The following is a 14,802-nucleotide window of genomic DNA, read 5'->3' as shown; positions in this document are numbered from 1 at the left end:
GTCTGGAAAATAACCAGCCCCACATGGCGCATTAGTAGAGGATATCAAGTTGAAAGATTTATTAAATCTCATAAAACAGCAAAATCAGTTCGACGATTTTGACGCCATCCGCATAGGACTTGCTTCACCGGCTAAGATCAAATCATGGTCTTATGGTGAAGTAAAAAAACCAGAAACCATTAACTACCGTACCTTCAAACCTGAACGTGACGGTTTATTTTGTGCCAAAATTTTTGGCCCAGTTAAAGATTACGAATGCTTATGTGGAAAATATAAGCGTTTGAAACACCGTGGTGTCATCTGCGAAAAGTGTGGCGTTGAAGTGACACAATCTAAAGTACGTCGTGATCGCATGGGTCATATTGATCTCGCCAGCCCAGTCGCACATATCTGGTACTTAAAATCTTTGCCTTCTCGTATGGGTTTGATTTTAGACATGACGCTACGTGATATAGAGCGAGTACTTTATTTTGAAGCATTCGTGGTTATCGATCCGGGTATGACGACTCTGGAGAAAAACCAGATTTTAACCGATGATCAATATCTGGATGCCATTGAAGAATATGGTGATGATTTTGATGCCCGCATGGGTGCTGAAGCGGTTCGTGAATTGTTAAAAGTCATTACCGTGCCTAAAGAAATCGCCATGATCCGCGAAGCTATGGATGGTACGGAATCAGAAACCAAACTGAAAAAGTTCAGTAAGCGTCTGAAGTTAATGGAAGCTTTTCAGCAATCCAATAACAAGCCAGAATGGATGGTAATGACCATTCTACCTGTTCTGCCACCTGATTTACGTCCGTTAGTCCCACTTGAAGGCGGACGTTTTGCTACTTCAGATTTGAATGACTTATACCGTCGTGTTATTAACCGTAATAATCGTCTAAAACGCTTATTAGAGTTGAATGCACCGGATATTATTGTCCGTAACGAAAAGCGTATGTTGCAGGAATCCGTTGATGCCTTGTTAGATAATGGTCGTCGTGGTCGTGCTATTACGGGTTCTAACAAGCGTCCTCTAAAATCCTTAGCTGATATGATTAAGGGTAAGCAAGGTCGTTTCCGTCAGAACTTGTTGGGTAAACGTGTGGATTATTCCGGTCGTTCTGTGATCGTGGTTGGTCCTACCCTACGTTTACATCAGTGTGGTCTGCCTAAGAAAATGGCCTTGGAATTATTCAAACCCTTTATTTTCAGCAAGCTGGAATTACGTGGCTTAGCCACTACCATTAAAGCCGCTAAGAAAATGGTCGAGCGTGAAGGTCCGGAAGTTTGGGATATCCTCGAAGAGGTGATTCGTGAACATCCCATCATGCTTAACCGCGCGCCTACACTTCACCGTCTGGGCATTCAGGCCTTTGAACCAGTATTAATTGAAGGTAAGGCGATTCAATTGCACCCATTAGTTTGTACTGCGTTCAATGCCGATTTCGATGGTGACCAAATGGCGGTTCACATACCATTATCCATTGAAGCGCAGCTTGAAGCGCGCTCCTTGATGATGGCATCAAACAATATTTTATCACCAGCTAATGGTGAGCCTATTATCGTTCCTTCACAGGATGTGGTCTTAGGTCTGTACTATATGACCCGTGAACTGATCAATAGTAAGGGTGAGGGCATGATGTTTGCCAACCAGATGGAAGCTGAGCGTGCTTTTGAAGGTGGTCATGTTGTGCTTCATGCGAAAGTGAAATCACGTATCACTGAAGCCTTCCCAAATGAAGACGGTGAGTTGGTAGATCGGACTCGTATTGTCGATACTACGGTTGGTCGTACGATTTTAACGAAGATATTACCACGTGGCCTATCATTCGACTTACTGAATAAAGATTTGACCAAAAAGGCAATCTCTGCCCTGATCAATGCTTGTTATCGCAATGTTGGTTTGAAAGAAACAGTTATTTTTGCTGACCAATTAATGTATATCGGTTTTGCTTTTGCGGCACGCTCGGGTGCATCCTTTGGTGTTAACGACATGGTGATTCCTGACGATAAATATGAAATTATCGACAAGGCAGAAAAAGAAGTTCAAGAAATTCAGGAGCAATATGAGTCGGGTCTGGTCACTAATGGTGAGCGTTATAACAAGGTAATTGATATTTGGTCACATGCCAATGAGCATGTTGCCAAATCAATGATGGATAATTTGGAAACTGACTCCATTGAAATTGATTATGTACCGACTTCTACTGTTTCTGGCTTACCGTTAAAAGACATCGTACCTGATGACCTTAAAGATTCAATTCCAGTCAAAGGCACGGTCATTAAACAGACCTCGTTTAACTCTGTTTATATGATGGCTGACTCTGGTGCTCGTGGTAGTGCCGCACAGATTAGACAGTTGTCAGGTATGCGTGGTTTGATGGCTAAACCCGATGGTTCAATCATTGAAACACCAATTACAGCAAACTTCCGTGAAGGACTGAGCGTACTTCAGTACTTTATTTCCACTCACGGTGCGCGTAAAGGTTTGGCCGATACGGCACTGAAAACAGCAAACTCCGGTTATCTGACCCGTCGTCTGGTAGATGCATCACAAGATTTAGTGGTGGTTGAAGATGATTGTGGTACTGATGATGGCATCATGGTTCAGTCTCTGATTGAAGGTGGTGATGTTGTTGAGCCACTACGCGAAAGAGTGCTAGGTCGTATCGTTGCTGCGGATGTAATCAAAGCCAATGGTGACGAAGTCATTATTCCCAAGGGAACACTACTGGACGAAGCCTGGTGTGAACAACTCGAAGAGTTAAATGTTGATCACATGAAAGTGCGTTCACCGATTGCTTGTGAAACCCGTCATGGTATCTGTGCGACCTGTTATGGTCGTGATTTGGCGCGTGGTCATAAGGTTAATATGGGTGAAGCTGTCGGTGTTATTGCCGCGCAATCGATTGGTGAGCCGGGAACACAGTTAACCATGCGTACCTTCCACATTGGTGGTGCTGCATCACGTGCCGCTTCGGTTAATAGCATTGAAATTAAATCAACTGGTACCGTGCGTTTACATAATATTAAGACCGTTAAGCAAATTTCTACCGGCAATAATATCGCTGTTTCTCGTTCTGGCGAATTAACAGTTGCTGATAGTCATGGTCGTGAACGTGAGCGTTATAAAGTCCCTTATGGTGCTTCTTTATCGGTCAATGATGGTTCAGAAGCCAATGGTGGTGATGTGGTTGCTAATTGGGATCCACATACCCATCCTGTTATTACTGAAGTGGCTGGTGTGGTACGTTTTATTGATTTTATTGACGGCATTACGGTTAACAAAGAAACGGATACCATTACTGGACTGAGTTCATTGGTGGTCATTGATCCGAAGCAACGCGCAGGCAGTGCTAAAGATTTACGTCCTATGGTGAAATTACTTGATGCCGATGGTAATGAGCTGAATATTCTGGATACCGATATTCCAGCGCAATATGCCCTACCGGCTGGTGCGATTGTCAACCACGCCGATGGCGATACGGTTGGTGTGGGTGATGCGGTTGCTCGTATTCCTCAGGAATCTTCAAAAACTAAGGATATTACCGGTGGTTTACCACGGGTTGCCGACTTATTTGAAGCGAGAAAGCCAAAAGAGCCTTACATCTTGGCAGAAATCTCCGGTGTTGTGAGCTTTGGTAAAGAAACCAAGGGCAAGCAACGTCTGGTTATTACGCCTAAAGAAGGCAAGGGATATGAAGAGTTACTACCAAAGTGGCGTCATATTAATGTCTTTGAAGGTGAGTCAGTTGAGAAGGGTGAAGTCGTTTCTGATGGCGCAACAAACCCTCATGATATCTTACGTCTGAAAGGCGAACAGGAACTGGCGAATTATATTGTTAATGAAGTTCAGGAAGTGTATCGCTTACAGGGTGTAAAAATTAATGATAAGCACATCGAAGTCATCGTACGTCAGATGATTAAGCGTGCTGAAATTAATGATGCCGGTGATACGCGCTTTATCAAGGGTGAGCAGGTTGAATTTTCTACCATTGTTGAAGAAAACCTGAAAATGGAAAAAGATGGCAAAATGCCAGCTACTTTCCAGCGCTTGCTATTAGGTATTACTAAGGCATCTCTGGCAACAGAATCCTTTATCTCAGCGGCTTCATTCCAGGAGACTACCCGTGTTCTGACTGAAGCATCGGTGAGTGGCAAGATAGATGAACTTCGCGGCCTGAAAGAAAACGTCATTGTTGGTCGTCTGATTCCAGCTGGAACCGGACTGACTTACCATAAAGAACGTCGCAAACGTCGTCAGAAAGATAAAGAACGCTATTCATTGAAAGATGAAATCAGCAGTTTAGAAAGCTAGTTTTTAACTCCCTTTTAGAGGGAGAACCGTAGGTTGGCGTTGAGCGCAGCGAACCCCAACATATAATTGAGCAGATTTAAGTCTTTCTGTTCAGCGTTGTTGGGGTTCGTTGTACTCACCGCCACCTACAAATAACTTGACAAATACAAGCCAAGTGTTTATATTTGTCCGTCCTTGCAGGCTGGGGTGTTCCCAGCCTGTTGTTTATTGTGTGGAGAAAAAAAGTTTATGGCAACTACCAACCAATTGGTACGTAAACCACGTAAACGCCAAGTAACCAAGAGTAATGTTCCAGCACTGCAGGCTTGTCCTCAGCGTCGTGGCGTTTGTACTCGTGTTTACACAACAACACCTAAAAAACCTAACTCAGCATTACGTAAAGTAGCGCGTGTTCGTCTGACCAGTGGCTTCGAAGTATCTACCTATATTGGTGGTGAAGGTCACAATCTTCAGGAACATAGTGTTATCTTGATTCGTGGCGGTCGTGTTAAGGATTTACCGGGTGTTCGTTATCATACGGTACGTGGCACATTAGATACTGCGGGTGTTGACGATCGTCGTCAAGGTCGCTCGAAATACGGTACTAAACGTCCAAAATAAAGTCTTGTTTTTATACAGCCTTGAGCTATATAAACAGCCTTGAGCTATATAAACAGCCTTGAGCTATATAAAACGAGCAAAGCGCATACAGGCCTGAAATGTCAGATAATTGCTCAGTCAGTTATCTTCCAAAGACGTCACCTGTAAGTATCTTAGAACATACGACCCAGCAAAAGCTGAGTCAAATAGAGAAAGGTAATTACCTATGTCTAGGAGAAGAGCCGCAGTAAAACGCGAAATTCTACCTGATCCCAAGTTTGGGGATAAAAGTCTGGCTAAATTCATTAACATTATTATGTTCAGTGGCAAAAAATCAGTTGCTGAAAAAATAGTCTATGGTGCACTTGAGATCGTTGTCGAGAAAACCAAGGGTGAGCCAGTTGAGTTGTTTAACAAAGTGATTGAGAACATCAGACCAACAGTGGAAGTAAAATCTCGCCGTGTGGGTGGTGCAACTTATCAGGTGCCCGTTGAAGTTCGTACTGAACGTCAAGCAACACTAGGAATGCGTTGGTTAGTTGATGCTTCTAGAAAACGTGGTGAAAAATCTATGGGCCGCAGACTTGCGGGCGAAATGATTGATGCCCTAGAAAATAAAGGTTCTGCAGTTAAGAAGCGTGAAGATACGCATCGTATGGCAGAAGCTAACAAGGCATTTGCTCACTACCGCTGGTAAAAAAACGATAAACTTGTTTTATCATGTCCTGGGACAACTTAGCGGTTGTTCGCAGGCGAAAATTTTAACCATCCAGTCCCAATAAAAACGTTTAGAGGTTTTTTTAGCAGTGGCACGTAAAACACCGATTACCCAATATCGCAATGTGGGCATTATGGCTCATATTGATGCGGGTAAAACCACCACCACAGAACGCGTTCTGTATTATACGGGGGTTTCACATAAAATCGGTGAAGTACACGATGGCGCTGCAACAATGGACTGGATGGAACAGGAACAGGAACGGGGTATTACCATTACCTCAGCAGCAACTACCTGTTTCTGGAAGGGGATGGACAAACAATTTGATGCCCATCGCATCAATATTATTGACACCCCTGGACATGTTGACTTCACCATTGAAGTAGAGCGTTCATTACGCGTACTTGATGGTGCAGTTGCGGTTTTTTGTGCCGTAGGTGGTGTGGAACCGCAGTCTGAAACCGTATGGCGTCAGGCAAATAAATACGCAGTGCCCAGAATGGCCTTCATTAATAAAATGGATCGTTCAGGTGCTGATTTTTTACGCGTTGTTGAACAAATAAAAACGCGTCTTGGTGCTACCCCCGTGCCACTACAGCTACCCATTGGTGCTGAAGAGGAATTAGAGGGTGTCGTTGACCTAGTAAAGATGCAAGCCATCTACTGGGAAAACGAAAACATGGGCATTAATTATCAGGCCAAAGAAATTCCTGAAAATATGCTAGCACTCTGCGAAGAGTGGCGAGAAAACTTGCTGGAAATGGCAGCAGAAGCCAATGAAGAATTAATGGATAAGTACCTTGAAGAAGGTGATTTATCTGCAGAAGAAATACATCAAGGTATTCGTGAACGCTGTTTAACCACAGAAATTGTTCCCGTTTGCTGCGGTAGTGCCTTTAAGAACATCGGTGTGCAAGCCATGCTTGACGCGATTGTTTATTATCTGCCTTCACCCACGGAAGTGAAAGCAATAAATGGCGTACTGGATGATAAGAATGAAACCGAGGCGCATCGGGAAGCATCCGATGATGAACCTTTTGCCGCTTTAGCCTTTAAAATTGCCACTGACCCCTTTGTTGGGACGCTGACTTTTTTCCGGGTTTACTCCGGGGTGCTGAAATCGGGTGATATGTTATATAACCCGACCAAGGGCAAAAAAGAACGTATTGGCCGGATATTGCAAATGCATGCCAATTCTCGTGAAGAGATTAAGGAAGTACGTGCTGGTGATATTGCCGCTGCAGTTGGCTTAAAAGATGTGACTACCGGCGAAACACTCTGTGCTCAGAATGCTGTGATTACTTTAGAGCGAATGGAGTTTCCAGAGCCTGTTATTTCTGTTGCTGTTGAGCCTAGAACACAGGCTGATCAGGAAAAAATGGGTGTCGCTTTGGGCAAATTAGCCCATGAAGATCCTTCTTTTCGGGTTAAAACCGATGAAGATTCCGGTCAGACCATCATTTCCGGTATGGGTGAACTGCATCTGGATATTATTGTCGATAGAATGAAACGTGAGTTCGCTGTTGAGGCTAATGTCGGAGCACCACAGGTATCCTATAGGGAAACCATCCGTAAAACGGCTGAAGTCGAAGGTAAATTTATTCGTCAATCGGGTGGTCGTGGTCAATATGGCCATGTCTGGTTAAAACTAGAGCCGCTTGAAGAAAATTCAGGTTATGAATTTGTCAACGAAGTCGTTGGCGGTACCGTACCTAAAGAATATATTGGTGCAGTGGATAAGGGTATTCAGGATCAAATGCAAAACGGCGCGATTGCCGGTTTTCCATTGGTTGATATCAGAGCTACTTTATATGATGGTTCTTACCATGATGTTGACTCCAATGAGATGGCATTTAAAGTGGCTGCATCGTATGCTTTACGCGATGGCGCGAAAAAAGCAAATCCGGTATTACTTGAGCCAATAATGAAAGTAGAAGTCGTTACCCCGGAAAATTACATGGGTGACGTGATGGGCGACTTAAATCGCCGTCGTGGTATCCTTGAAGGGATGGATGATGGGCCGATGGGTAAGCTATTACATGCAGATGTACCTTTATCTGAAATGTTTGGTTATGCGACGGCACTGCGTTCAGCGACTCAAGGGCGCGCCAGTTATTCGATGGAATTTAAGAAATACGCCGAAGCCCCTAGCAGTGTGGTTGATGCCATACGTAAAAAGCAGGGTTATTAGATTTTAGCTGAGGTTATAGCTAAGGGGGGCGGAGTCAAATTACAAAAACTTCGCACTCCAAATGTTTAACTGGGGTGGATGTGATTTGACTCCGACCTCGGATAGATTGCCTTCTTTAAATAGAGGGGAACCGAGCAAGACCATTTAAGATAGGACTTACCTATTTTGAATGTAAACAATTTGTGTAATGAATGTGACTCTGATTTTACCCGATCACTTTTGTAAGAAAGTGTGAATGTATAAGGTGTCTGTGTAAATTAATATTTAGTCAGGAAAAGAAAATGTCTAAAGAAAAGTTTGAACGTACAAAACCCCATGTCAACGTTGGTACAATTGGCCACGTCGATCATGGTAAAACAACTTTAACTGCAGCAATCACCAAATGTATGGCAGAAATTCACGGTGGTGAAACTCGCGCATTTGATCAAATTGACTCAGCACCAGAAGAAAAAGCACGTGGTATCACGATTGCAACTTCTCACGTAGAATATGAATCAGTCGTTCGTCATTACGCACACGTTGACTGTCCAGGACACGCCGATTATGTTAAAAACATGATTACCGGTGCTGCTCAAATGGACGGCGCAATCCTTGTTTGTAGTGCGGCTGATGGCCCTATGCCACAAACCCGTGAGCACATCCTATTATCTCGTCAGGTTGGTGTACCTTATATCCTTGTTTATATGAACAAAGCCGATATGGTAGACGACGAAGAATTACTCGAATTAGTTGAAATGGAAATCCGTGAATTATTGGATCTCTATGAATTTCCAGGTGATGACACGCCAATTATTATCGGTTCAGCACTCAAAGCCCTAGAAGGCGATACCAGTGACATCGGCGTGCCATCAATCGTTAAACTCGTTGAAGCAATGGATACCTACATTCCAGAGCCAGAGCGTGCGATTGATGGTGATTTTATTATGCCCGTTGAAGACGTATTCTCAATCTCAGGTCGTGGTACGGTGGTAACCGGTCGTATTGAGCGTGGTATTGTTAAAGTCGGTGAAGAAATCGAAATCATCGGTATCAAAGAAACTCAAACGACTACCTGTACGGGTGTTGAAATGTTCCGCAAATTGCTTGACCAGGGTCAGGCAGGTGATAACGTCGGTATCCTTCTACGTGGTGTTAAACGTGAAGACGTCGAACGTGGTCAAGTACTGGCTAAGCCGGGTTCAATCACCCCTCATACCATTTTCGATGCTGAAGTTTATGTGTTGAGCAAAGATGAAGGTGGTCGTCATACTCCATTTTTCAAAGGCTATCGTCCACAGTTTTACTTCCGTACAACTGATGTGACCGGTGCTTGTGAATTACCCGAAGGTGTAGAAATGGTTATGCCAGGTGATAACGTGCAAATGGTTGTTACTTTGATTGCACCGATTGCGATGGAAGACGGTTTACGTTTTGCAATTCGTGAAGGTGGCCGTACCGTTGGTGCGGGTGTTGTTGCTAAGGTCATCGAATAATAGACGATTCTTTACTTCCCCCTTCTTAACGAAGTGGGAAGGCACACGAATCCTATAAAAAATTGAACAGGACAAAAAATAATGTCAACAGAAGATCAAACAATCCGTATTCACTTAAAAGCTTTTGATTATCGTTTAATTGATATCAGTGCTAAAGAAATTGTTGAAACCGCTAAACGTACTGGCGCAATGGTTAAGGGTCCTATCCCACTGCCTACACGCAAAGAACGTTTCGACATATTGACTTCTCCACACGTTAATAAAGATGCTCGTGATCAGTATGAACTACGTACTTACAAACGCTTAATGGATATTGTTAAGCCAACTGATAAGACTGTAGACGCACTGATGAAACTGGATCTTGCCGCAGGTGTTGATGTTCAGATTAAATTGAACTAAAATACTGCCTCTTGTATTTTTGATCAAGACAGAACGAGTAAATGTCTAAGTTGATGTCTAAGTTATTTTTTTGTTAAAAAACATTAGCTTAGACATTAGCTTAGAGAGTCATAAGCTATTCTGTTTTGGTTTTTACACTCTTAGCCCCTTTGTTTTGAAGGTTTTCTGTCATTGACGGAGCTAAATTAAATTTAATTTAGCCAGCGAGAGAGTGTTTTCACTTAAAGATAGTGCAACAATCAACCGGAATTTTTGCACATATTGTAATTTAGCTAACTAAAGCAACTATTAATAGCGGATTGCAGAGGAAAATAAAATGAGTTTAGGTTTAGTAGGCCGTAAAGTGGGTATGACCCGTATCTTTACGGAGCAGGGAGAATCAATCCCTGTGACAGTGCTAGAAATGGAACCTAATCGCGTAACACAGGTTAAATCCAGTGCTACCGATGGTTACAATGCAATTCAGGTTACCGTAGGCAGTCGTCGCGCAACCCGCGTCAACAAAGCCGCAGCAGGACACTTTGCGAAAGCAGGTGTTGAAGCTGGTCGTAAAACCGTAGAGTTTCGTTTAGACGACAGCTCTGAGTTTACTGCTGGTTCTGAAGTTAAAGTTGATATTTTTGCTGAAGGTCAGATCGTTGACGTAACCGGCATATCAATTGGTAAAGGCTTTCAGGGTGGTATCAAACGTCATCATTTCCATCGTCAGGATATGACACACGGTAACTCGGTATCTCACCGTTCAAATGGTTCTATTGGTCAGAACCAAACACCAGGACGCGTATTTAAAGGCAAGAAAATGTCTGGTCACATGGGTGCTGCACAGCGCACAATCCTGAACATTGAAGTCATTCGCGTTGATGTTGACAAAAATTTGATATTAGTACGTGGCGGTGTTCCCGGCGCGAAAAATTCAAATGTTATCATCAAACCTGCTGTTAAAATGCAATTTGCAAACAAAGAGTAGAGGATAATTAAATGGAACTGAATTTAACAACAGCTTCAGGTAAAGCCTCTAAAAAGACGGTAGAAGTATCTGAAGAAACATTCAACAAAGATTTCAATGAAGCACTGATCCATCAGGTTGTCACCGCTTATTTAGCTGGTGGACGCTCTGGAACTAAAGCTCAGAAAAATCGCTCTGCAGTAAGCGGTGGTGGTGCTAAACCATGGCGTCAGAAGGGTACAGGTCGTGCTCGTTCGGGTACTATTCGTAGCCCAATTTGGCGTAGTGGTGGTACTACTTTTGCAGCAACAAATCGTGACTTTTCACAAAAAGTGAATCGTAAGATGTACCGTAGTGCAATGGTCTCCATTGTTTCAGAACTCGTTCGTAATGACCGTTTGGTTGTTATCGAGTCACTGAAAATGGAAGGGCCTAAGACTAAGGAACTTGCTGAACAATTAAAAGCACTTGGCTGTAGCAATGCATTAATAGTGACTGAAGATTTTGATCAGAATATCTATTTATCATCAAGAAACTTGATTAACATCGAGTACACTGATGCACAGCACATTAATCCGGTCAGCTTGGTACGTTATGAGAAAATTATCATAACCGCCGATGCTGTCAAGAAAGTTGAGGAGATGCTCAAATGAATCAGGAACGTATCTTCAACGTATTAGTTGCACCACATGTCTCTGAAAAAGCGGCATTAAACCAGGAAAACAATAATCAATATGTTTTCAAGGTCGCAATTGATGCCAATAAACCAGAAATTAAAAAAGCAGTTGAAAGTGTATTTGATGTGAAAGTATCAAATGTACAAACCAGTGTTGCTAAGGGTAAAGTGAAACGTTTTGGCCAGAGAGTTGGTCGTCGTAAAGACTGGAAAAAAGCGTATGTCACCTTAGCAGAAGGTTCAACCATTAAAATGATGTCGGGCGAGTAGCCGGGCTAAAGTTGAGGTAAACAGAAATGGCTGTAATTAAAAGCAAACCAACTTCAGCAGGGCGTCGTTTTGTAGTTCGCATTCAAACCGAAGGTCTACATAAAGGCTCAGGTCATGCACCGCTGCTCGCTAAGAAGTCAAAATCAGGTGGTCGTAACAATAATGGGCGTATTACTACGCGTCATATTGGTGGCGGACACAAACAACATTATCGTGTTGTTGATTTTAAAAGAAATAAAGATGGTATCCCAGGCAAAGTAGAACGCTTGGAATATGATCCCAATAGAACGGCTCATTTAGCATTAGTATTATATGCTGATGGTGAACGTCGTTATATTATTGCACCGAAGGGCGTATCTGAAGGTACACCTATTCATTCTGGTGCAGAGTCTGATATCAAACCGGGTAATGCCATGCAATTGCGTGACATCCCAGTGGGCTCAACCGTTCATTGTATTGAAATGAAGCCAGGCAAAGGTGCACAAATCGCACGTAGCGCCGGTACTTCAGCTCAATTGATTGCGCGTGAAGGTGCTTATGTTACCGTGCGTTTACGCTCCGGTGAGATGCGTAAAATTCACGTTGATTGTAAAGCAACGATCGGTGAAGTCAGTAACTCAGAACATAGTCTACGTAAGCTAGGTAAAGCTGGCGCGACCCGTTGGAGAGGTATTCGTCCAACAGTTCGTGGTGTTGCTATGAACCCCGTTGATCACCCGCATGGTGGTGGTGAAGGGCGTACATCTGGAGGCCGTCATCCGGTTTCTCCATGGGGTACTCCGACTAAGGGTTATAAGACACGTAGTAATAAACGTACTGATAAGTTTATTGTACGTCGTCGTAACAAAAAATAATCGTTATTAAGGAGTATTAATAGTGCCACGTTCAATTAAAAAAGGACCATTTATTGATGGTCACTTAATGAAAAAGGTGCTTAAGGCAGTTGAAACTAATGATCGTAAGCCAGTTAAAACCTGGTCACGTCGTTCAATGGTTATGCCTGAGATGGTTGGTTTAACTATCGCAGTGCACAACGGTCGTCAGCATGTACCTGTATTAATTAATGAAAACATGGTTGGTCACAAGTTAGGTGAAATGGTTCCTACCAGAACCTTCCGAGGCCACGTTGCAGATAAGAAGGTTAGGTAAGCATTATGGAAGTTTCAGCAAAATTAAGAAATGCTATGATTTCTGCTCAAAAAATGCGCTTGGTAGCCGATCAAATCCGCAACAAACCAGTAGAAGCAGCACTCGATCTATTAGCATACAGTCCTAAAAAAGCTGCAGTTATTATCAAGAAGGTGCTTGAATCAGCTATTGCCAACGCCGAGCACAATGAAGGCGCAGATATTGATGAATTAAAAATCACTACAATATTTGTTGACGAAGGGCCGACATACAAACGTATGCAGCCTCGTGCAAAGGGTCGTGGTAATAGAATTTTAAAACGCACCAGTCACGTTGTCGTGAAAGTTAGCGATAGATAATAGCGGAGCAGAATAATGGGACAGAAAGTACACCCAATTGGCATTCGCCTGGGTATTATTAAGGATTGGACATCGAAATGGTATGCCAATTCTAAGGACTATGCTGATTTTCTGAATAAAGACATCGAAGTAAGAACATTTCTTGAAAAGAAATTAGCTCATGCTTCAGTCAGTCGTATTCAGATCGACAGACCAGCACACAATGCTAGAATCACTATTCACACCGCCCGTCCAGGCATCGTGATTGGTAAGAAAGGCGAAGATATTGAAAAACTAAAGACCACCATTGCAGAAATGATGGGCATACCAGTTCATATCAATATTGAAGAAATTCGTAAGCCTGAAGTTGATGCCGTTTTAGTTGCCCAGAGTGTTGCGCAACAATTAGAACGCCGTATCATGTTCCGTCGTGCGATGAAACGTTCAGTCACAAATGCAATGCGTTTAGGCGCTCAAGGGATCAAGATCAATGTATCTGGTCGTTTGAACGGTGCAGAAATTGCCCGTGCAGAATGGTATCGTGAAGGCCGTGTGCCGTTACATACATTTCGTGCTGACATTGATTACGGCACTGCAGAAGCGAATACCACTTACGGCATTATTGGCGTAAAAGTATGGATATTCAAAGGTGAGGTTCTGGATACTGAATCACTGATGAAAGACAAGTTATTGTCCAAAAAATCAGCCGATTCAAAGTAAACCAGTTCCGATGTACTCTTTAGGTGCATCGGACTCATCAGGAACAAACTAGAAGGGTTAGACAATGCTTCAACCAAAAAGAACAAAATTTCGGAAACAGTTCAAGGGTCGCAATCGCGGACTTGCTGCAACTGGAAATAAAGTGAGTTTTGGCGAATACGGTCTAAAATCTATGTCGCGCGGTCGCTTGACTGCACGTCAGATTGAAGCCGCACGTCGTGCAATGACTCGTCATATTAAACGTGGTGGTAAAATTTGGATTCGGGTCTTCCCAGACAAGCCGATTTCTAAGAAGCCACTAGAAGTAAGACAAGGTAAGGGTAAGGGTAACGTAGAATATTGGGTTGCCCAAATTCAACCAGGCTCAATGCTATATGAAATGGAAGGTGTCTCTGAAGAGATTGCACGTGAAGCTTTCAAACTAGCAGCTGCAAAGTTACCTTGTGCAACAACATTTGTTAAGCGTACGGTGATGTAAATGAGCAGTGAAAATAAATTGAAATCAAGCGATCTGCAAGCCAAGTCTCCTGAAGAGCTGACTGAAACATTGCACGAATTGCGTAAAGAGCAGTTTAACTTAAGAATGGGACAAGGCAGTGGCCAACAGGTCAAGCCTCATCTTTTTAAAATAGTTAGACGTAATATTGCACGCGTAAAAACCGTTCTTAGTTCAAAGTAACAGGTACTTATTGTGAGTGAAGATAAAAAACAAAGAACGGTTAATGGTGTTGTTCTAAGTGATAAAATGGACAAAACTGTAACCGTGATGATTGAGCGTAAAGTGAAGCACCCGCTATATGGTAAATACATAAAGCGTTCTACTAAACTGCATGTTCATGATGAAAACAACGAATGTGGTATTGGTGATACTGTCACCATTACTGAATGTCGTCCAATGTCTAAGACGAAGTCATGGGCATTAGTCGCAGTTGTCAATAAAGCAGGTTAACGAATTGTTGCCTTAGCGATAGGGTAATGGTGATAGTTAGCCAGTACGCGCAATAATAAGCACTGTACAAGAGAAAAGAAGCCATGCTATAATGTTTGGCTTTCTTGGCTATG

General features: G+C 42.9%; 16 protein-coding genes. All 16 read left to right on the top strand.

Translation table 11 applies throughout. From position 1 onward, the window contains the following. The first annotated feature begins 49 nt into the window (after nt 1–49). Nucleotides 50–4,303, top strand: a complete 4,254-nt coding sequence (gene rpoC, locus JEU79_RS00885) for a DNA-directed RNA polymerase subunit beta' (protein ID WP_198262578.1) — start codon at nt 50–52, stop codon at nt 4,301–4,303. Between the two features lie 228 nt (nt 4,304–4,531). Beyond that, nucleotides 4,532–4,903 (top strand): 30S ribosomal protein S12, encoded by a 372-nt coding sequence (gene rpsL, locus JEU79_RS00880; RefSeq protein WP_198262577.1) that lies wholly within the window; start codon nt 4,532–4,534, stop codon nt 4,901–4,903. Nucleotides 4,904–5,108: 205 nt separating this feature from the next. Further along, complete coding sequence (gene rpsG, locus JEU79_RS00875; RefSeq protein ID WP_198262576.1) at nt 5,109–5,579, top strand: 30S ribosomal protein S7; 471 nt, start codon at nt 5,109–5,111, stop codon at nt 5,577–5,579. A gap of 109 nt (nt 5,580–5,688) precedes the next feature. Further along, a complete protein-coding gene (gene fusA / locus JEU79_RS00870; protein WP_198262575.1) occupies nt 5,689–7,791 on the top strand; it encodes an elongation factor G in 2,103 nt (700 codons plus the stop codon). A 281-nt stretch (nt 7,792–8,072) separates the two neighbouring features. Then, nucleotides 8,073–9,263, top strand: coding sequence for an elongation factor Tu (gene tuf, locus JEU79_RS00865; RefSeq protein ID WP_198262574.1), 1,191 nt, complete (start codon nt 8,073–8,075; stop codon nt 9,261–9,263). Nucleotides 9,264–9,344: 81 nt separating this feature from the next. Continuing rightward, entirely contained in the window at nt 9,345–9,662 is a 318-nt protein-coding gene (gene rpsJ, locus JEU79_RS00860) for a 30S ribosomal protein S10 (protein WP_198262573.1), read from the top strand. A 316-nt stretch (nt 9,663–9,978) separates the two neighbouring features. Then, nucleotides 9,979–10,629 (top strand): 50S ribosomal protein L3, encoded by a 651-nt coding sequence (rplC, locus tag JEU79_RS00855; RefSeq protein ID WP_198262572.1) that lies wholly within the window; start codon nt 9,979–9,981, stop codon nt 10,627–10,629. A gap of 11 nt (nt 10,630–10,640) precedes the next feature. Then, entirely contained in the window at nt 10,641–11,261 is a 621-nt protein-coding gene (gene rplD, locus JEU79_RS00850; protein ID WP_198262571.1) for a 50S ribosomal protein L4, read from the top strand. Next, a complete protein-coding gene (rplW, locus tag JEU79_RS00845) occupies nt 11,258–11,554 on the top strand; it encodes a 50S ribosomal protein L23 (RefSeq protein ID WP_198262570.1) in 297 nt (98 codons plus the stop codon). The genes rplD and rplW overlap by 4 nt, the downstream gene beginning before the upstream one ends. 26 nt (nt 11,555–11,580) lie before the next feature. After that, nucleotides 11,581–12,408 (top strand): 50S ribosomal protein L2, encoded by an 828-nt coding sequence (gene rplB, locus JEU79_RS00840; RefSeq protein ID WP_198262569.1) that lies wholly within the window; start codon nt 11,581–11,583, stop codon nt 12,406–12,408. 22 nt (nt 12,409–12,430) lie between these two features. Continuing rightward, entirely contained in the window at nt 12,431–12,703 is a 273-nt protein-coding gene (gene rpsS, locus JEU79_RS00835) for a 30S ribosomal protein S19 (RefSeq protein WP_198262568.1), read from the top strand. Between the two features lie 5 nt (nt 12,704–12,708). Beyond that, the gene (gene rplV / locus JEU79_RS00830) at nt 12,709–13,041 is read left to right on the top strand and encodes a 50S ribosomal protein L22 (protein ID WP_198262567.1); all 333 of its coding nucleotides are present in this window, start codon (nt 12,709–12,711) and stop codon (nt 13,039–13,041) included. Between the two features lie 15 nt (nt 13,042–13,056). Next, nucleotides 13,057–13,740 (top strand): 30S ribosomal protein S3, encoded by a 684-nt coding sequence (rpsC, locus tag JEU79_RS00825; RefSeq protein WP_198262566.1) that lies wholly within the window; start codon nt 13,057–13,059, stop codon nt 13,738–13,740. Nucleotides 13,741–13,804: 64 nt separating this feature from the next. Beyond that, a complete protein-coding gene (rplP, locus tag JEU79_RS00820) occupies nt 13,805–14,218 on the top strand; it encodes a 50S ribosomal protein L16 (protein ID WP_198262565.1) in 414 nt (137 codons plus the stop codon). Nucleotides 14,219–14,236: 18 nt separating this feature from the next. Next, nucleotides 14,237–14,419, top strand: a complete 183-nt coding sequence (gene rpmC, locus JEU79_RS00815; RefSeq protein WP_198265791.1) for a 50S ribosomal protein L29 — start codon at nt 14,237–14,239, stop codon at nt 14,417–14,419. Between the two features lie 12 nt (nt 14,420–14,431). Beyond that, nucleotides 14,432–14,689 (top strand): 30S ribosomal protein S17, encoded by a 258-nt coding sequence (gene rpsQ / locus JEU79_RS00810; protein ID WP_198262564.1) that lies wholly within the window; start codon nt 14,432–14,434, stop codon nt 14,687–14,689. The last annotated feature ends 113 nt before the right edge of the window (nt 14,690–14,802 follow it).

The sequence above is a fragment of the sulfur-oxidizing endosymbiont of Gigantopelta aegis genome (genome assembly GCF_016097415.1).
Classification (GTDB): Bacteria; Pseudomonadota; Gammaproteobacteria; order GRL18; family GRL18; genus GRL18.
This window is presented reverse-complemented; position numbering and strand designations above follow the sequence as displayed.